Origin of the sequence: Streptomyces lonarensis (assembly GCF_012033735.1) — a bacterium.
In the GTDB taxonomy this organism is placed as follows: domain Bacteria; phylum Actinomycetota; class Actinomycetes; order Streptomycetales; family Streptomycetaceae; genus Streptomyces; species Streptomyces lonarensis.
Map to the genome: position 1 here is coordinate 1 of NZ_JAAVJD010000100.1, position 18,966 is coordinate 18,966.

Below are 18,966 nucleotides of genomic sequence, written 5' to 3' on the forward strand. Positions count from 1 at the left end.
GCCCCGGCCGGTCCTGGGACCGGCCGGGGCCGCGGCGGGTGTGCGGGCGCCCGGCGAGGGGCGCCCCGCGGCAGGTCAGCCCTTGGGCGACGTGTCCAGCAGGTCACCGCCGGGGGTGTCCTTGTCGGCCTTGTCGCCGGCGCCGGCCGCGCCGGCACCGCTGCCGGAGCCGGAGGTCGCCGAGTCGAACTCGCCGTTCTCCTGCGCCTCCGCCATGGCGGCAACGGCGGACTCGATGAGCGCCTCCTCTGCCTCCTCGGCCTTCGCCTCCTTGACGGCGAGGTGCTCGTCCCGCAGCGACTTCAGCGTCGCGATGCACATGGCGATCATGATGAAGCTGAACGGCAGCGCGATCACGACGGCGACGTTCTGCAGGATCGTGAGCCCGTGCCCGGCTCCCGCCAGCAGCAGCGCGACGGCCACCAGGCCCTCGACCGTGGCCCAGAAGACGCGGCTCCAGGTCGGCGGGTTGGGGTCGCCACCGGAGGCCAGCATGTCGACCACGTAGGAGGCGGAGTCGGAGGAGGTCACGAAGAAGAACACGATCAGGATGATCGCGAGGCCGATGATGATGGTCGCGCCGGGCAGCGAGTCCAGCAGCGCGAAGAGCGCGGCGGTGGAGTCGACGGAGCCGTCCTCGCCCGTCATGCTCCCGGTGGCCTGCTCCTCACGGATACCGGAGCCGCCGACCACGGAGAACCAGAAGAAGCTGAGCATCGTCGGCACGACCAGCGCGCCGATGACGAACTCACGGACGGTGCGGCCGCGCGAGATGCGGGCGATGAAGATGCCGACGAACGGCGCCCACGACATCCACCAGCCCCAGTAGAAGATGGTCCAGCCGCCGACCCAGCCGGTGCCGTCCTCGCCCTGCCACGAGCCGGTGTCCAGGCTGAGCCCCGCGAAGTTCTGCAGGTAGACACCGATGTTCTGGAAGAAGTCGGTGAGCAGGACGGTGGTGGCGCCGGCGATCAGGATGAACAGCAGGATGCCGGCCGCCAGCACGGCGTTGACGTTGGACAGGTACTTGACGCCCTTGTCCAGGCCGGACACCACCGACAGCGTGGCGATGATCGTGATGGCGATCACGATCACGCTCAGCACGCCGGCGCTCGGGTCGGTGATGATGCCGAGGTGGTCCAGGCCGGCGCCGATCTGCTGGACGCCGAAACCGAGGGAGGTGGCGACACCGAAGACGGTGCCGACGACGGCGATGACGTCGATGGCGTCACCCAGACGACCGCGCACGCGGTCACCGAGCAGCGGCTCCAGCGCGTAGCGGATGGAGACGGGACGGCCCTTGCGGTGCACGGCGTAGGCGACGGCGAGGCCGACGACGATGTAGATCGCCCACGGGTGGAAGCCCCAGTGGAGGAAGGTCTGGCTCATGGCGAACTCGGCGCGCTCCGCCTCGCTCTCCCCGACGCCCGGCTTCGGCCCCATGTAGAAGCTCAGCGGCTCGGCGACGCCCCAGAAGACCAGGCCGATGCCCATGCCGGCGGCGAAGAGCATCGACAGCCAGGAACCCAGGCTGAAGTCCGGCTTCTGGTCATCCTTGCCGAGCTTGATGTTGCCGTACTTGCTGAACCCCATGAACAGGGCGTAGAGCACGAAGAACGACACCAGCGGCACGTAGTACCAGGCGAGGTTGTCCACCACCTCGGTCCGGAACGAGAGGATGTTGTCCGCTGCACCTTCGCCACCGAGCATGGCCCAGATGACGAAGACGCCGATGATGGCGACGGATGGCCAGAACACCCATGGCGCGATCGAAGCAGTGCGGGCGGGTGGCCTCACACCACCACGGTCCATCTCCGCTGTCGTCTCTTTCCCAGGATGTCCTGATGACATAAGCAAAATCCTTCCGCCACAACCGCTTCCGCGGTTCGCTCAGATGAACTAACAGATCTCGCCTGCCCCCGGTGGCCGGGAACATACGTCACGGTTGTGTCACCTTGGCGTGTCGAACAGGACGCGGCGGCGTTTTTGGGTTAGGGGGTGGTGACCCTCAGCTCCCGGCGGAGAAACGGAGGATGTCGTTCAGGAACGGCACCTCCAGCCAGGGACGGGGCTGCGCCATCATCGTGAGCAGCACGATCACCACGCCCATCCCGCCGTACGTGATCACGTCGGTCCACCGGGAGCGCACGGCGAGCATGCCGACAGCGGGGACGGTGAACCGCAGCACGGCGCCGGCGAGCATCGCGGCGCCCACTATCAGCAGTCCGATCCGGAAATCGGCAAGCATGACGAGAAGACCGGAAAACAGCACCGCGATCACGGAGAGCAGCGGCCACTGCCGGATCGGCGCCGGAGAGTCACCGTCGGCGAAGCGCCGACCACCCTCGGGCGGAGCGGTGTCCCGGGTGACCGTCGGGTAGCGGCGCGAGCCGCGCCGCAGCCGCCGGCCCCGGCCGGCGTCGGCGCCCGCGTCTTCCGAGGGGGCGCCGACTGCGTCTTCCGAGGGAGTGTCGGCGTCGGCGGGTTCGGCGTCGGCTGTGGCTGTGGCGTCGGCTTCCTCGGCACGGGCGGTATCGGCGAGAGCCGCATCATCACCTGCCGGAGCGGCCGCGTCGGCGGGAGCGGCCGGCGCGTCGCCGTCGGTTGCGGCGCGCCGGTCCCCGGCGACCGGCGCGGGGTCGGCCGACGCCGGGTCGGCCGGGCCGGGCCCGCCGGCGGCGGAGCCGGCGGACGGGCCGTCGGCCGGCTCACGCTCGCTCATGCCGCGTGCTCCGCCTCGCGCTCGGCCGCCAGGACGACGTTCTCCAGCAGCAGCGCCCGCGTCATCGGGCCGACGCCGCCGGGGTTCGGGGAGACCCATCCGGCGACCTCGGTGACGCCGGGGTGCACGTCGCCGACGATCTTGCCGTTCTCGTCGCGGCTGACGCCGACATCGAGGACGGCCGCGCCCGGCTTGATGTCCTCGGGCTTGATCAGGTGGCCGACACCCGCCGCGGCGACGACGATGTCGGCGCGGCGCAGCTGGGCGGCGAGGTCGCGGGTGCCGGTGTGGCACTGGGTCACGGTGGCGTTCTCGCTGCGGCGGGTCAGCAGCAGCGGGAGGGTCCGGCCCACGGTGGTGCCGCGGCCGACCACGACGACCTCGGCGCCGGCCAGCTCCACGCCGTACTGGCGGAGCAGCCGGATGATGCCGTTCGGGGTGCAGGGCAGCGGCGCCGGCTCGTTGAGCACCAAGCGGCCGAGGCTGACCGGGTGAAGGCCGTCGGCGTCCTTGGCCGGGTCCATCAGCTCCAGCACGCGGTTGGTGTCGATACCGCGCGGCAGCGGCAGCTGGACGATGTAGCCGGTGCAGGCGGGGTCCGCGTTGAGCTCGCGGACGACGGCCTCGATGTCGTCCTGGGTGGCGGTGGCCGGCAACTCCCGCTGGATGGAGGCGATTCCGACGGCCGCGCAGTCGCGGTGCTTGCCCGCGACGTACTTCTGGCTGCCGGGGTCGTCGCCCACCAGCAGGGTGCCGAGGCCGGGGGTGATCCCCTGGAGACGCAGGGCGGCGACGCGGGCGGTCAGGTCGGACTTGATGGCGGCCGCGGTGGCCTTGCCGTCGAGAATCTGGGCACTCATGGGGGTCATCCTTGCGGATGGCGGCCCTCCGGCTCCAATCGGCTCCCCGCGAGCGGCGGTGCTGTGACGGGGGTGCACCAACGGGTCGCCGCCGCGGACGCACGGTAGGCGGTCGGGCGCGGAGCGCGGTGGGCGCCGGTCCGGTGGGTGGTGGGCCGTGGCCGAGGACGGACGTCCCAGGTTGCAGCTTTGACACAGTGCAGGTCGCTTCCCGGTACGTCCGGGATGACGGTCATATGATCCCCGGGACCGTCCGGGGGGATGCCGCAGTGTGCGTCAGGCGACCCGTCGGAGGGACGTACCGCTCACTCGATGGCAGAAGGAACACCCACATGAGCTACCCGCCTCAGCCGGGCAACGAGCAGAACCCCTACGGCCAGGGCCAGAACCCGTACGGCCAGCAGGGCCAGCCCGGTTACCAGCAGCAGGGGCAGCCCGGCGGCTACCCGGGCTACCCCCAGCAGGGCCAGCCCGGCGGCTACCCCGGGTACCCCCAGCAGGGCGGTCACCACGGCGGCGTCGTCCCCAACGCCTACGCCGGCTGGTTCTCCCGCGTGGTGGCCTACATCCTCGACAGCATCATCTTCTTCCTCCCCGGCTCCATCATCTCCATGTTCGGCATGCCGAGCGCTGTGGGTGACGACCCCGGCGCGCTGTACTACCTGGGCGCGCTGGTGAACGTCGCCGCGCTGCTGCTCATGGGTTACCTGACCGGCACCACCGGCCAGACCCCCGGCAAGAAGGCCGTCAGCATCGAGGTCCTCAAGGAGAGCACCGGGAAGCCGGTGGGTGCCGGCATAGGCATCGCCCGCGTCTTCCTGCACATCGTCAACTCGCTCCCCTGCATGCTCGGTTACCTGTGGCCGCTGTGGGACGCCAAGAAGCAGACCTTTGCGGACAAGATCGTCGGCACCGTGGTGGTGCGGAAGATCTGAGCGTGAGCCGCCCTCTCGCACAGCAGGCCGACGGGGCCGCGTCCGTGGCAACACGGCGCGGCCCCGCCGCCGTTGCGGACCCCGGCACCCCAACTACGCCCGACACGGCCCTGGTCGGGAGCGCGGCGTACGCCAGGGTCGCGGGCGGTGACCCGCACACCGAGCGCCATCGTGAAGTTCTCGAACGTTCATCAACTCGCGTAGCGAATTGACATGCACCTGCTACATTGCTCGGTGATTCTCCCCAGGTAACCCCCACTTACCGCCAGGAGGCGCTCCGTGCTCCGTCCCCCCACCGTCCACCGCACCCGCTGGCTCGCGGCGATCGTCGTCGCCTGCGTCGCGGCCCTGCTGGTTCCGCTGCTCGGCTCCTCCGCCACCGCGGCGCCGCCACGCATCCCCTCCGCCGCCACCGCCCAGTCCGAGCTGAACCAGCTCCGGGTGGCCCCCGAGGGGTCGATGGCCGGCTACTCCCGCAGTGAGTTCCCGCACTGGCGCTCCAGCGGCGGCTGCACCGCCCGGCAGACCGTTCTGCAGCGGGACGGCTCCAACGTGCAGGTCGGCTCCAACTGCCAGCCGACCTCCGGCAGCTGGTACAGCCAGTACGACAACACCACCACCTCCACGGTCTCGCAGGCGACCATCGACCACGTCGTCCCGCTCGCCGAGGCCTGGCGCTCCGGCGCCAACAGCTGGAGCCAGCAGCGCCGCGCCGACTTCGCCAACGACCTGTACTGGCCGCAGCTGATCGTCGCCAGCTCCTCCTCCAACAGCTCCAAGGGCGACCAGGACCCCGCCGACTGGATGCCCCGGGCCGAGTACCGCTGCACCTACACGCGCATGTGGATCAGGGTCAAGCACTCCTACGACCTCACCGCGGACTCCGCTGAGCGGAACGCCCTGCAGTCCGCGCTGAACACCTACTGCTGACCGCGGCACCCGGTGCACCGCACCGGTGACGGCCCGTCCGCCCTCCCGGCGGGCGGGCCGTCGGCCGTGCGGACCCCTACCGCTCGCGACGCCCACGCCCGGCGCGCGGTCCGCACGCCCGCCGCCGCACCCCCGACACCGGCGTGCGCCCCCGTGGCGCGTCCGGCGAATGCCCCGTCCGAATGTGGTGAGATGCCCCTCATGAGCGAATCCACCGAACGCACCACCGTTTTCAAGGCCCCCCGCGGCGGACTCATGACCGACGAGGTGGGGGTGATCAGCGGCGATCTCGAACTGCTCACCGACGCGGAGCCCGACGGCACCCTGACGCTGAAGGTCCGCTACGACGGCGCCGACGAGTGGTACACGATCCAGGGCGGCCCGTTCACGCTGCACGACGCCCGCGACCACGAGGTGCTGCACGAGGTTCTGGTCAGCATGCTGCACCGCCCGCAGCCCTGAGCGGCCTCCCCGCCGGCCGGCCGGTACGCCCCGTTCGTGGGCGCACCGACGCACCGCCGGGTCCCCCGTACCGGTGACCCCGGCGAGCCTGGCCGGCCGGTGCGCACCCCCTGGGGCCGGGCCCCAGGGGGGGTCGCGCCGGCCGACGCCGCGCACCGGGAGCGCACCGGGCGACCGCGACGTCTCACCCCGCCGGGGCCCGGCACGCCGGGCGACCGCATCCTCCGCGCCTCCGCGCGCTCGCGCGATATCACATCGGCAATTCCCTGGCCGTAATTCGCCTGCGGGCACGGTTACCCCGTGGAGGTATTCACGACCCCGCCGACAAAAGGCGCCGGAAACATCGGGGAAACCCGACCACCTGCCACCGCGCACCGTCCGCACGCGGGGCGGCACAGCCCGTACAGCACCGGAAAGCCGCAACGAACACGCAGGTGACACCGGACCTGACCGTAAGTCAGTTGTGCACTGAACCCATTTCGGCCGCGGAGACGCGGCTTTTCGGCTGGACCTTGCGCGCACCGCTCGGGCACGTCTATAAAGTGCTCCATTCCCGTGCGGGGCCGGGAAGCCGGAATATCGCACAGCTGCCGCCTGGTGAAAGGCCTTCCGAACGTGCCGACGCCCACCCCGCCCGCGCTGAGCCAGGGACCACCGCTGCGACTGGGTCCCGACGACCCGCGCGACGCCGTGGACGCCCTGCTGCGGGCAGCCAGGAACGCTCCCACCGCCGGGCTGGTCACGCTGACCGCTGACGGGACCACGACCCGGCTCGCCTACCCGGCGCTGCTGGAGCGAGCGCTGCGCATCCTCGGTGGTCTGCGCCGCCGCGGTGTCGCCGCCGGGGACACCGTGATCCTTCAAGGCCTCTCCCTGGCGGACCACTTCGCCGTCTTCTGGGGCTGCGCCCTCGGCGGGGTGATCCCCGCCGCGCTGGTGGAGACCCAGGACCCGGACACCACCGGTCCCGTCCCCGAACGCCTGGCCCACACCTGGCGGCTGCTCGGCGAACCGCTGGTCGTCTCCGACGCCGTGGGGGCCGCCGTGCTGGGCCGCCAGGGCGGGCCGACCGCCGCGGACGTGGCCGAACTGGCCGACGGCCCGGCCGCCGTGGCCGTTCACCGGCCCGACCCCGACGACACGGCCCTGCTGATGCTCTCCTCCGGGAGCACGGGAGCGCCGAAGGCCGCGCAGCTCAGCCACCGCGCGCTGACCCTGTTCGCGGCGTCGTCCGCCGCCGAGTTGGAGGTCGGCGCCGGGGACGTCTCGCTGAACTGGCTGCCGGTGGACCACAGCGGCGCGTTCCTGATCTACCACCTGATGCAGGTCTTCCGGGGCAACACCAACGTGCACGTCCCGACCGAGCTGGTGCTGGCGCGGCCGCTGAGCTGGCTCGACCTGATGGACGAGTACCGGGTGCGGCACAGCTGGGCGCCGATGTTCGGCTACCGGCTGATCAGCCGCGAGTTGGCGGCGGCGCCCGAGCGCAGCTGGGACCTCTCCGAGGTGCACACCCTCCTCTGCGGCGGGGAGCAGATCAAGCCCGAGGCCGCCACCGCCTTCCTCACCGCCGTCGCCCCGTTCGGCGTAGGGGAAGAAACGTTCCGTCCGGCGTGGGGGATGGCGGAGACGACCACCGCCATCACCTGGGGGCGGTTCGCCTCGCCCACCGGGGTGCGCCGCGTGGTCCGCTCCAGCCTGGGCGGCGAACTGGCCTGGGCGGACGCCTCGACCCCCGACCACGAGACCGTGACGTTCGTCGGCGTCGGCCCGCCCGCCGCCGAGTCCGCCCTGCGCGTCGTCGACACCGGCGACCGGCTGCTGACCGAGCGGCGCATCGGACGCCTGCAGGTCGCGTCGGTGCGCGTCACCACCGGCTACGCCAACAACCCGGCCGCGACCGAGGCGGCGATGACGGCGGACGGCTGGCTCGACACCGGCGACCTCGCCTTCCTCGCCGACGGCGAACTGGTGATCACCGGCCGGTCCAAGGACGTACTGATCCTCAACGGCCACAACTACACCTGCCACGAGATCGAGGACGCCGCCACCGCGGTGTCCGGCATCGTCCCCGGCACGGTCGGCGCCTGCGGCATCCCCGACGCCGAGTCCGGCAGCGAGCGGCTCTTCGTCGGTTTCGCCTCCGCCACCGGCGACCCCGAGAGCGACGCGGCGACCGCCCGTGAGGTCCGTGCGGCGATCTTCCGCCGACTGCGCCTCTCCGACGTGCGGGTGGTGGCGGTGCCGGAGGCGGAGTTCCCCCGCACCAAGAGCGGCAAGGTCCGCCGCGACCAGCTCGCGCGGATGATCGGCGGCACCGCCGCCGAAGCCGCCCACTCCGTCCCGACCGTGGAGGCGGCGGCCGCCGCCACCGCGGTGGGCACCACCGCCCCCGCGGCGACCGATGCGGTCTCCGCCGCCGACCGGGCCCCCGCCGTGACGCCCGACCCCGCACCGGTCGCCGAGGCCCGCTCCGAGGCGGTCGGCGCCGTGCTGACCGCCGTGCGGGCGGCCGTTGCCGCCGCCGCGGGTGAACACGTCGCCGACGACGTCGCCTTCTTCGACCTCGGCCTCACCTCCGTCGCGCTCGCGCGGGTGCGGGCCTCCCTCGAACTCGACCTCGGCACCACGGTCGCCGCCGCCGCGTTCTACGAGCACCCCACCGTCGCCGAGCTCGCCCGGCACGTCGCCGAGCGCGTCGCGCGCCCCGCGGCCGTCGCCTCCGCCACCGGGACGCGGCGCCCGGCCGACCGGGACGGCACCCGGTCGACGAACGGCCGCATCGCCATCATCGGCATGTCCGCCCGGTTCCCCGGCGCCCCCGACATCGACCGGTTCTGGGCCAACCTGCGGGAAGGCCGGGACAGCGTCAGCGACTTCCGTGCGACCACCGGCACCGCGGACCCGGCGCAGCGCCCCGTCGCGGGCGTGCTCACCGACGTGGACGCCTTCGACGCGGGCTTCTTCGGCATCAGCCGGGCCGAGGCCCGACTCATCGACCCGGCACACCGGTTGTTCCTGGAGACCTGCTACCTCGCGCTGGAGCACGGCGGTTACGCCGGGGACTCCGGCGAGGCCGCCGAACGGCGCGTCGGGGTCTTCGCCGGCTCCGGGATGCACCTCTACGGCCACCAGGACGCCCCCGGCGCGACCGGCGCCGCGCCGCACGACGGCGCCGCCGCGGTGCACGCCGCCACCGGCGGCCTGCCGGACTTCGTCGCCACCCGGGTGGCGCACCGGCTGAACCTCTCCGGTCCCGCCATCGGGGTGCAGACGGCCTGCTCCACCTCACTGGTCGCCGTCCACCTCGCGGTGCAGGCGCTGCTCTCCGGCGACGCCGACCTGGCGCTGGCCGGTGCCGCCGCCGTCCGACTGCCGCAGGAGGCGGGCTACCGGCACGAGCCGGGGTCGATCCTGTCCGGGACGGGCCGCTGCCGGCCCTTCGACGCGGACGCCGACGGCACCGTCGGCGGGAACGGCGTCGCCGCCGTCCTGCTGAAGCCGCTGGACCGCGCGCTCGCCGACGGCGACACCGTGCACGCCGTGATCGCCGGCACCGCCGTCAACAACGACGGTGCCGCCAAGGCCGGTTTCACCGCCCCCTCCGTCGGCGGCCACGCGGACGTGGTCCGTGCCGCGCTGCGGCGGGCCGGCGTGAGCGCCGACTCCGTCTCCTACGTGGAGGCGCACGGCACGGGCACCGCCGTGGGCGACCCGGTGGAGTTCCGCGCACTGACCCGCGCGCTGGGCGAACGCCCCGCCGGAGCGGACCGCTGCGCCCTGGGGTCGGTCAAGGGCAACATCGGGCACCTGGACACCTGCGCCGGCATGGCGGGGCTGATCAAGACCGTGCTGATGCTGCGCCACCGCGAAGTGGTGCCGACCGTCAACCTCTCCCGTCCCCACCCCGACATGGACTGGTCCGGCGGACCGTTCCGCCCCGCCACCGAGCTGCGTCCCTGGGCCTCGCCGGACGGCGGCCCGCTGCGGGCCGGGGTCAGCGCACTCGGCGTCGGCGGCACCAACGCCCACGTCGTCCTGGAGGAGGCGCCGTCGACCGCTGCCGCGCCGCAGCGGGCGGCACGCACCCCGATGGTGCTGCCGCTCTCCGCGGCCGACGCCGCCACCCTCGCCGAACTGGCCACCCGCGTCGCGGACCACCTCGACACCGACGCGGCACCGGCCGCGGCCGACGTGGTGCGGACGCTGGCCCTGGGCCGGCGGCACCTGAGCCACCGTCGCGCCGTCACCGGCCGCACCACCGCCGAACTGGTGGCGGCCCTGCGGGAGTCGGACCGGGTCGCGGAGCGCGCGACCGGTGGGCCTCTCGCCTTCGCCTTCAGCGGCCAGGGCGACATCCGCCCCGGATCGGCCGCCCGCCTGTACGAGGACTTCCCCCGCGCCCGCGACGTGCTGGAACGGTGCGAGGCGCTGTTCCGCGAGCACGCCCCGGACGCCGGCAGCCTGCTGGAGCGGCTGTGCGGCCCGACGTCGGACGGCGGTGGCGAGCCCTGGCCGACCGCCACCGCGCAGGCCGCGCTCTTCGCCCTGCAGACCGCCCAGGCCGCGGCCTGGCGCGGCATCGGTGTGGCACCGACCGTCGTCCTCGGGCACAGCGTGGGTGAGTACGCCGCCCTGCACGTCGCGGGCGCCCTCTCCCTGGAGGACGGCGTGCGGCTCACCGCCGAACGCGGCCGGCTGATGCAGGCGACCCCGCCCGGCGGGATGGTGGCGGTGGTCGCGGACGCCTCACGCTCCGCCGAACTCGCCGCGCGCTGCGGCCTGGAGGTGGCCGCGGCCAACGCGCCCGGCCACCATGTGCTCGCCGGAGAGGCCGACGCGGTGGCCGCCGCCGGCGCCGTGCTCGACGCCGAGGGCGTCGCCTGGCGGGCCCTGGGCGTGGACCGCGCCTTCCACACCGCGTTGATGGACGACGCGCTCGACGGGCTGCGGGCGGCGGTGGACGGCGTGGTGCTGCACCCGCTGCGCATCCCGCTGGTCACCACCGCCGACGCCGTGCGCCACCCCGCCGGGACCGTGCCCGGCGGCGACTACCTGGTCGCGCAGGCACGCCGGGCGGTGGACTTCGCCGGCTCGCTGGTGGTGGTGGCCGACTCCGGTACCCGTGACTTCCTGGAGCTGGGGCCGGGCCGCGTCCTCAGCGGCATCGGCCGCCGCGCCCTGCCGGACAGCCGCTGGACCCCGACCCTGCCCGAGCCGGACGGCGACGCCGTGTGGCCCGCGGTGGCGGCGCTCTACGAGCAGGGCGTCGACCCCGACTGGACCGAACTCTCCCCCGAAGGACGCCGCGTGCCCCTCCCCGCACACCCGCTGCGCCGCACCCGGTTCGAGGAATCCGCGCCGCCCGCGACCACACCGGCCGACCGGGGCACCGCCGCGACGGCGAACGGCGCGGACACCGCCGGCGCCGCCGAGGCCGCCACCGCCGAGGCCGCCGTGGAGCCGGTCTCCGTCGCCGAGGTCGCCGCGACCGTGGCCGCGGAGCAGGCAGGTGCCGTGCTGACCCGCGTCCGCGAGGTCGTCGGGAAGCGGCTGGGCGCCGCGCCCGACGAGGTCGACGAGGAGCGGACGTTCCTGGAGCAGGGCGCGGACTCGCTGTCGATGATGGCCGCCGCGCGCGACCTGGCGACCGAGTTCGACGTCCGGGTCCCGGTCCGCGACCTGTTCGGTGACGCCGACACCCCGCGGAAGCTGGCGCGGGCCATAGCCGACCAGCTGCCCGCGCCGACCGCCGCAACCCCGACGGCACCGGCACCGGCGGCCGCCCCCGCGACGACCGCGCCGTCCGCGGAGGTGTCGGCGGCCGTTCCGCCGGTGCCGACGGTCCCGGCCACCCGCGCGGTCCCGCCGATGCCGTCCGTACCGCCGGCTGCGCCCGCCGTCCCGGCGGGAGTCCCCGCCACGCAGGCCGATCTCCCGCAGGACGCCCGGCAGCGGCTGGTGGAGCGGCAGCTCGCCCTCTCGGAGCGGCTGGTGGAGCGGGTGACCGCACTGATGGAACGGCAGCTGGAGCTGCTGGCCGACGCACCCGCCGCGCCGACCGCCCCGGTCCCGTCCATCGCCGCACCGGCCGCTCCCGCGTCCCTCGCAGGCCCGCAGTCCGCCGGAACCCCGGCGGCCGCCGCCCCGGCCGCGCCCGCCGCACCACCCCGGCCCGCCACCGCCCCCGCGATACCGGCGGCGCGGACCGCTCCCCCGACGACCGCGCCGGCGGTGCCGCCGCAGGGCGTACCGGCCGAGCAGGGCGGCCGGGACGGCTGCGACTTCAGCCTCTACTTCTTCGGGGACTACCCGGACGAGGACGCGGGCGACAAGTACCAGCTGATCCAGGAGGCCGCGCGGTTCGCGGACCGCAACGGTTTCCACAGCCTGTGGCTACCGGAGCGGCACTTCCACTCCTTCGGCGCGCTCTTCCCCAACCCCTCCGTGCTCGCGGCGGCGTTGGCCGCGCAGACCAGCTCGATCCGGCTGCACGCCGGCTCGGTGGTGCTGCCGCTCCACAACCCGCTGCGGGTCGCGGAGGAGTGGGCGGTGGTCGACAACCTCTCCGGCGGGCGGGTCGGCATCGGCGTCGCCAGCGGCTGGCACGCCGACGACTTCGCGCTGGCCCCGGAGAACTACGGCAACCACCGCGAGCTGATGTACGAACGCGTCGACACCGTGCGGCGGTTGTGGGCCGGCGAGGCGGTTCCGATGCTCTCCGGCAGCGGTGAGCAGACCGAACTCCGCACGCACCCCAGGCCGTTGCAGGAGCAGCCGCCGATGTTCGTCGCCGTCGTCGGCAACCCGGACAGCTACCGCCGTGCCGCCGCCGAGGACCTCGGCATCGTGACCAACCTGATGGCGCAGTCGGTGGAGGACCTGGCGTCCAACATCGCGCTCTACCGACGCACCCGCGCCGAGCACGGACTCGACCCGGCCGGCGGCCGGGTGGTCGTGCTGCTGCACACCTACCTCGACGCCGACGCCCAGCGGGCCCGCCAGGAGGCGTTCGAGCCCTTCCTCGCCTACCTGCGGTCCTCGCTGTCGCTGTTCAACCAGGTCACCAACAGCCTGGGCGTCGACATCGACATGGACAACGCCGACCCCGACGACGTGCGGTTCCTGCTGGAGCAGGCGTACGCGCGGTACTGCGAGGACCGGGCGCTGATCGGCGACATCGCCGGCAGCAGCACCGTCGTCGAGCGGTTGCGGGCCGTCGGAGCGGACGAGATCGCCTGCTTCGTGGACTTCGGCGTCCCCACCCCGCGCGTGCTGGACGGACTCACCGAACTCGACGCCCTGCGACGGCTGCACGCCCCCGGCGGCCCGACCACCGGCTCCTCGCCCGCCGCCGGTACGACGGGCTCGACCACGGCCACGGCCACGGCCACGGCCACGAGCACGGCCACGGCCCCCGTCTCGGGCCCGGCCGCGCCGCGCTCGGTCGCCCTCTCCCCCGCGCAGCGCCGTATCTGGTTCCTGGAGCAGCTCGAACCGGGCCGCACCAGCTACCACGAGCCGAAGACCCTCCGGTTCGACGGTCCGCTCGACGCCGACGCGCTGCTCGGTGCCCTGCAGCGGGTGGTGGACCGCCACCCCGCGCTCCGCTCGGTGGTGGCGGAGTCCGGCGGCGAACCCCGGCTGGTCGTCCACGACACCATGCCGCTGCCGTGCCCGCTCACCGACGCCCGCGACCTGCCGGGCGCCGCGGAGGGACACGACGAGGATGCGCTGATCGCCGAGGCGCTGGCCGAGGAGCTGCGCGAGCCGATCGACCTGGCCACCGGACCGCTGGTGAAGGCGCGCCTGCTGCGGTTCGCCCCGGAGCGCCACGTGCTGCTGCTCGTCGCGCACCACGTCGTCTTCGACTCCTCCTCGACGCAGATCCTCACCCGCGATCTCGCCGCCTGGTACCGGTCCTGGCCGCAGGAGCCCGGCGAGCTGCCGGAACTGCCGGCGTACACCCCGGTGGACGAGCCCGACGCACGGGAGCACGACGAGGCGCTGCGCTACTGGCTGGACCGGCTGGCCGGCGCGCCGCAGACGGCGCTGCCGACCGACCGTTCCCGTCCCGCACGGTCCACCGGCCGCGGCGGGCGCCTCGTGCGGGAGTGGCCGGCGGCCACCGCCGAGGACGTGCGGGCGGTCGGGGCGAGCGCCTCGGCGACCGTCTTCTCGGTGCTGCTCGGCGCGGTCTGCGTGGCGCTGCGGCGGCTCGGCGGCGGTGACGACCTGGTGGTCGGCACCGCGCTGATGCACCGCCCGGACGGCGCCGAGGACGCCGTCGGCATGTACGTGGAGACGCTGCCGCTGCGGGTGGACCTCTCGGGCGACCCGACGTTCGCCGCCCTCGCCGGGGAGCTGACCTCGGCCGGCCTGGACGCCTACCAGTACCGCGCGGCGCCCTTCGACGAACTGGTCGCCGCGCTCAACCCCGACCGCACCGCGGGCGGCAACCCGCTGTTCCAGGTGGCGGTGGAGTTCGAGAACGCCACCGGCGACGCACCGTTCGCACCGCCGGAGCTGTCGGTCACGACGGTGGACCTCGCCGCCGACCGGGCCGCGCCGGTCGACCTCGCGCTGTACCTGACCCACGGCGCCGCCGGGGTGCGCTGCCTCGCGGAGTACGACCGCGACCTGTTCGACCCGGCCACCGTCGAGCGGCTGCTCGACCACGTGGACCTGGTGCTGGCGCAGCTGCCCTCGGCACCGGCCTCCCGGCTCTCGGAACTGCCGTCGCTGACCGCGGCGGACCGGGAGCTGATCGCGGGCGCCACCCGGGCGCCCGCGGTGCCCACCACGGGGCGGGAGCCGAGCAGCCTCCACGGCGTGGTCCTGGCCCAGGCGCGCCGCACCCCCGACGCGGTGGCGCTGGTGCACGGCGAACGCAGCACCACCTACGGCGAGTTGGACGAGCGCTCCGCGACCGCCTCCGCGGTGCTGCGCGCTCGGGGCGTCAACCGCGGTGACCTGGTCGCGGTCTGCCTGCCGCGCGGCGCCGAGTTCGTGCTGACGCTGCTCGCGGTGCTGCGCGCCGGCGCGGGCTACCTGCCGATCGACCCCGAACTCCCCGCCGCCCGGCGCCGTTCGATGATCGAGGACAGCGGCGCCGTGCTCCTGGTCGCGACGCCGGGGACCGCTGCCGACGCCGTGCCCGCCGCCACCCCGGTGGCCGAGGTGGCATCGCTCGGCGGTGGGGGCGGCGGCGCGGCCCCGGCCGACGGGGCCGGCCCGGAGCCGGCCGTCGGCCCGGCCGACCTCGCCTACTGCATCTACACCTCCGGGTCGACCGGGCGCCCCAAGGGCGTCGAGGTGCCGCACCGCGGCCCGGTCAACCTGGTCCGCTGGGACCTGGCCGAACACGGCCCGCAGGACACCCTCCAGTGGTCCTCGGCCTCGTTCGACGCCGCGGTCATGGAGATCTTCACGACGCTGGCCGGGGGCGCCCGCCTGGTACTCCTCGACGAGGAGCACCGGCACGACCCGGCCGCGCTGGCGGCCCTCATGCGCCGGGACGGCGTGGCGCGGCTGTTCATGCCGTTCACCCCGCTGCGGTACCTGATGGAGTCCGGGCCCCAGCTGCCGGCGCTGCGCTCGCTGGTCTCCGCGGGGGAACCCACCGGCGACACCCCGGCGCTCGGCGCGTTCCTCGCCGCGCACCCCGGGTGCACGCTGTTCAACATGTACGGGCCCACCGAGGGTTCGGTCTGCGCCACCTCGCACCGGGTGACCCCCGGTGACGCCGCGCCGCCCATCGGCCGGCCGATCGCCGGCACCGAGGTCCGGCTGCTGGGCGCGGACGGCACGCCCGTGCCGGTCGGCGTCCGGGGCGAGATCCACCTGGCCGGGGCGGGCGTCGCCTCCGGCTACCGGGGCCGCCCGGCGGAGACGGCGGCCGCGTTCCTGCCCGACCCGGAGAACCCCGGCGCCCAGATGTACCGCACCGGCGACCTGGCACGACTGCGGGCCGACGGCCAACTGGAGTACGTCGGCCGGGTCGACCACCAGGTGAAGATCCGCGGCCACCGGGTCGAGCCCGCCGAGGCGCGGCGCGCCCTGGCGGCGCTGCCCGGCGTCCGGGACGCGGCGGTCGCCGTGCGCGACGCCGCCAACGGCGAGCCGCAGCTGGTCGGTTGGGTCGTCCCCGAGGACGACGCGGACGACGGCCTCCTCGACCGGCTGCCGGCGCTGCTCGGCGGTGAGCTGCCGAGCTACCTGGTGCCGAGCCGCTGGGCGCGCGTCGGGTCGCTGCCGCTCAACTCCAGCGGGAAGCTGGACGAGGCGCGGCTGCCCGACCCGGTCGCCTCGGGCACCGTCACCGCGCGGCCCGAGGGCGCGCTGGAGGAGGCGCTGTACCCGCTGTGGCGCGAGGAGTTGGGATGCGGTGACTTCGACGTCACCCGCGGCTTCTTCGACCTCGGCGGTCACTCGCTGAGCGCGGTACGGCTGCTGCACCGCATCCGGGCCGCCCTGGGCCGGGAGGTCGCGCTCGCGGAGCTGTTCCGTGCGCCGAGCGTCCGCGCACTCGCCGCCGTGCTGGCGGCGGGGACGGCGGCTGCCGAGCCGGCCGGCGGTGACCGGGGAGACACCGGAACCGCGCCCGCGGCCGGTACCGCGGTGGTGGAGACCGCGCCGTTGACCTCCGCGCAGCGCCGTATGGTGCGGCGCGACGCGGCGCACGGTCGGCCGGAGGTCCACACCATGGGCCTGCGGGTGGACGCCACCGGACCGCTCGACGTCGACGCGCTGCGCGCCGCGTTCGCCGCGGTCGTGGAGCGCCACCCGGCGCTGCGGACGCGGATCGTCGCCGACGGCGAGGGCGGACACGTCCAGGAGGTGGCCGCCGCGGCTGCCCCGGAGATCGCCGTCACCGACCTGTCCGACGACAGCGCGGCGGTGCAGCGGTGGTGCGACGAGGCGGTGTCCGAGCCGTTCGCGCTGGACGCGGCCCCGCTGCTGCGGGTCCGCCTCGGCCGACTGGGCGACCGTCGCTGGGTGTTGACGCTGGCCGCCCACCATGTGGTGGGAGACGGCTGGTCGTTGCACCTGGTGTGGAACGAGGTCGCCGAGGCGTACCGGGCCGCCGCCGCGGGCGAGCCCGTGCGGTTGCCGGAACCCGCGCTCTCCTACCCGGAGTTCGCTCGTCGTGAGGAGCGGGAGTCGGGACTGGACGGCCGGCGTGACGCCACCGCCCACTGGGGCGAGGTGCTGTCCGGCGCACCGCTGGAGACGGAGCTGCCCGCCGAGCGGGCACGGCCCGCGCGGCTCTCGGGCGCGGGTGCGCTCCACCGGTTCCGGGTGGACGCGGAGACCGCCCGCGGACTGCGGTCGGCCGGTGAGACGGCCGGCGGCACCCTGCACACCGCCCTGGTCGCCGGCGTCGGCCGATGGCTGGCGCGGCTGGCGGACCAGGAGTCGGTCGTGGTGGCGCTCTCCAGCGCCCGCCGGAGCCGGCCGGGCGACGAGAACGTCGTCGGCTACGTCGGCGAGGCCGTCCCGGTCCGGCTCGACGGAGCCGCCGCGGCGGACTTCCCCGAGCTGGTGCGCCACACCGGTGAGCGGCTGTTCGAGGCGTTGGACCACGAGCGGCTGCCGCTGGCCGAGATCTGGCAGGCGGCGGCGCCCGAGGCGGGCCCGCTGCTGGCGCCGCGCGTCATGGTGACGGTGATGACGGGTCCCGCGCCCGAGGCGTCCCTGGCGGGGCTCACCACCCGCACCACCCCGCTGACCGCGCCCGGGACGGCTCGGACCGAGCTGTACGTGGTCCTGTCGCCGGAGGCGGACGGCTTCGCCGGAGTCCTGGAGTTCTCCACCGACCTGTTCTCCACGGAGACGGTGACCGGTTGGGCGAAGGAGCTCGTGGCGCTGCTGGAGGAGGCGGCCGGGGTCACCGACCGCTGAGCCCACCCCACGACGGCCGCCCGCCACCCCCGCGCCGGGGGCGGCGGGCGGCTGTCGGCGTGAGCGGCGGAGGAGCGAGGGCCGAGCGCCTCCGCCGGGGGCCCGGGCCCTGTCCGTGTCCGCGTCGCGGCAGCCGGCGGCCGGGAGCGGGCCCGTCGGGTCAGCCCGCGGCCGCCACCGAGCGCGTCAGTTCCTCCAGCTGCTCCAGCCCCGTCTGCACCGCGAGCAGTTCGTCGGTCAGCGGCCCGAGGTCCATGGCGGTCGCCGCCGCCTCGCCGGCGATCTGCGCCGACAACAGCACGCCGCCGTGCTCCGCGACCGCCTCCAGCCGCAGCGTCACCGACTCCAGCGCCGCCATGAGCGTGCGCCGCAGCTCCTCCAACCGCACCACCGACGCGACCCGGTCGGCCACGGCCCGTGCGGACGCCTCCTTGGCGTCGCGCAGCGCCCCCGCGGGCGCCGTCGCCGCCTCGCGTTCCAGCCGGCTCTGCTCGCCCCGCAGCTCCCGGACGTCGGTGTCCCCGACGGTGCGGTCGATGACGGTGACGGCGGTGGCCCGCTCGGTGAGCTGCTCGGCCGCCACCCGGGTGTGGGCGGTCGCCTCCTGGAGCACCGAGCCCAGCGAGTGGCCGCCGACGGGGGCGCCGTCCGGGCCGAGCGCGCCCGCGCCGGAGTGCTCCGCGACGCGGTCGGCGGCGAGGCGGGCGCGCCGGAGCCACACCTCGGTCTCGGGCGGGGCGACCAACTCGACCTGCTGCGCCCGCTCGACGAACCGGCCGCTGCTGGTCGGCAGCGGGGTGCGCCGCCCGTGGCGGGCGCCGGCCAGGTACGCGAGGAGCGCGGCGAGCGCGGCTGCCCCGGCTGTCGCGGCGAGCACCGCGTTGCCCTCCGAGGGCGCCCAGGCGGCGACGGCGTACGCGGCGCCCCCGCCCAGCACCGCGGAGACCACCGCTCCGCCGAACGCACCGCCGGCGCTCTTCCCGCTCATCCCGCTCCCCCTCGCTCCGTGTACCGCTGCCCGGACACTGCCGCCGTGCTCCGCGGCTGCCGTCCCCCGGGCGCGGCTGTCCATGGCGTGCGCAAGTATCCCACCGGCGCCCGGAGGCCGACCCGCCCCGGTGGCGCTGTCCGCGCGGGGTCGCGCGGACAGCGC

General features: G+C 74.8%; 8 protein-coding genes. 4 read left to right on the top strand and 4 right to left on the bottom strand.

The features are described from left to right. Nucleotides 1-75 precede the first annotated feature (75 nt). The 3 genes from HCN56_RS14010 to HCN56_RS14020 all read right to left on the bottom strand — a co-directional run bounded on the left by HCN56_RS14010 (nucleotide 76) and on the right by HCN56_RS14020 (nucleotide 3,582). A complete protein-coding gene (locus HCN56_RS14010; RefSeq protein WP_312871225.1) occupies nucleotides 76-1,758 on the bottom strand; it encodes a BCCT family transporter in 1,683 nt (560 codons plus the stop codon). 250 nt (nucleotides 1,759-2,008) lie between these two features. Then, entirely contained in the window at nucleotides 2,009-2,722 is a 714-nt protein-coding gene (locus HCN56_RS14015) for a DUF3017 domain-containing protein (protein ID WP_167970995.1), read from the bottom strand. Further along, nucleotides 2,719-3,582, bottom strand: coding sequence for a bifunctional methylenetetrahydrofolate dehydrogenase/methenyltetrahydrofolate cyclohydrolase (locus HCN56_RS14020; RefSeq protein ID WP_167970997.1), 864 nt, complete (start codon nucleotides 3,580-3,582; stop codon nucleotides 2,719-2,721). Before HCN56_RS14020 ends, HCN56_RS14015 begins: the two co-directional genes overlap by 4 nt. A gap of 332 nt (nucleotides 3,583-3,914) precedes the next feature. Here HCN56_RS14020 and HCN56_RS14025 point away from each other — a divergent pair, with 332 nt between their 5' ends. The 4 genes from HCN56_RS14025 (at nucleotide 3,915) to HCN56_RS14040 (ending at nucleotide 17,813) form a co-directional block, all read left to right on the top strand. Next, nucleotides 3,915-4,517 carry an RDD family protein gene (locus HCN56_RS14025; RefSeq protein WP_167970998.1) on the top strand — a complete coding sequence of 201 codons (603 nt, stop codon included), beginning with the start codon at nucleotides 3,915-3,917 and terminating at the stop codon, nucleotides 4,515-4,517. Nucleotides 4,518-4,796: 279 nt separating this feature from the next. Next, nucleotides 4,797-5,447: a GmrSD restriction endonuclease domain-containing protein gene (locus HCN56_RS14030; RefSeq protein WP_312871226.1), complete on the top strand. Its 651-nt coding sequence runs from the start codon at nucleotides 4,797-4,799 to the stop codon at nucleotides 5,445-5,447. Between the two features lie 201 nt (nucleotides 5,448-5,648). Then, nucleotides 5,649-5,909 carry a hypothetical protein gene (locus HCN56_RS14035; protein ID WP_167970999.1) on the top strand — a complete coding sequence of 87 codons (261 nt, stop codon included), beginning with the start codon at nucleotides 5,649-5,651 and terminating at the stop codon, nucleotides 5,907-5,909. 615 nt (nucleotides 5,910-6,524) lie between these two features. Further along, nucleotides 6,525-17,813, top strand: a complete 11,289-nt coding sequence (locus HCN56_RS14040; RefSeq protein WP_167971000.1) for a non-ribosomal peptide synthetase/type I polyketide synthase — start codon at nucleotides 6,525-6,527, stop codon at nucleotides 17,811-17,813. Between the two features lie 160 nt (nucleotides 17,814-17,973). On the opposite strand, the gene HCN56_RS14045 is transcribed toward HCN56_RS14040, so the two are convergent. After that, on the bottom strand, nucleotides 17,974-18,801 hold the full coding sequence (locus HCN56_RS14045) for a hypothetical protein (RefSeq protein ID WP_167971001.1): 828 nt from the start codon (nucleotides 18,799-18,801) through the stop codon (nucleotides 17,974-17,976). Between the last annotated feature and the right edge of the window lie 165 nt (nucleotides 18,802-18,966).

Bases quoted from the DNA above. Each gene is read 5' to 3' on its own strand.
- HCN56_RS14015 (WP_167970995.1), bottom strand. From the start codon at position 2,722: ATGAGCGAGCGTGAGCCGGCCGACGGCCCGTCCGCCGGCTCCGCCGCC.
- HCN56_RS14020 (WP_167970997.1), bottom strand. From the start codon at position 3,582: ATGAGTGCCCAGATTCTCGACGGCAAGGCCACCGCGGCCGCCATCAAG.
- HCN56_RS14025 (WP_167970998.1), top strand. From the start codon at position 3,915: ATGAGCTACCCGCCTCAGCCGGGCAACGAGCAGAACCCCTACGGCCAG.
- HCN56_RS14035 (WP_167970999.1), top strand. From the start codon at position 5,649: ATGAGCGAATCCACCGAACGCACCACCGTTTTCAAGGCCCCCCGCGGC.
- HCN56_RS14045 (WP_167971001.1), bottom strand. From the start codon at position 18,801: ATGAGCGGGAAGAGCGCCGGCGGTGCGTTCGGCGGAGCGGTGGTCTCC.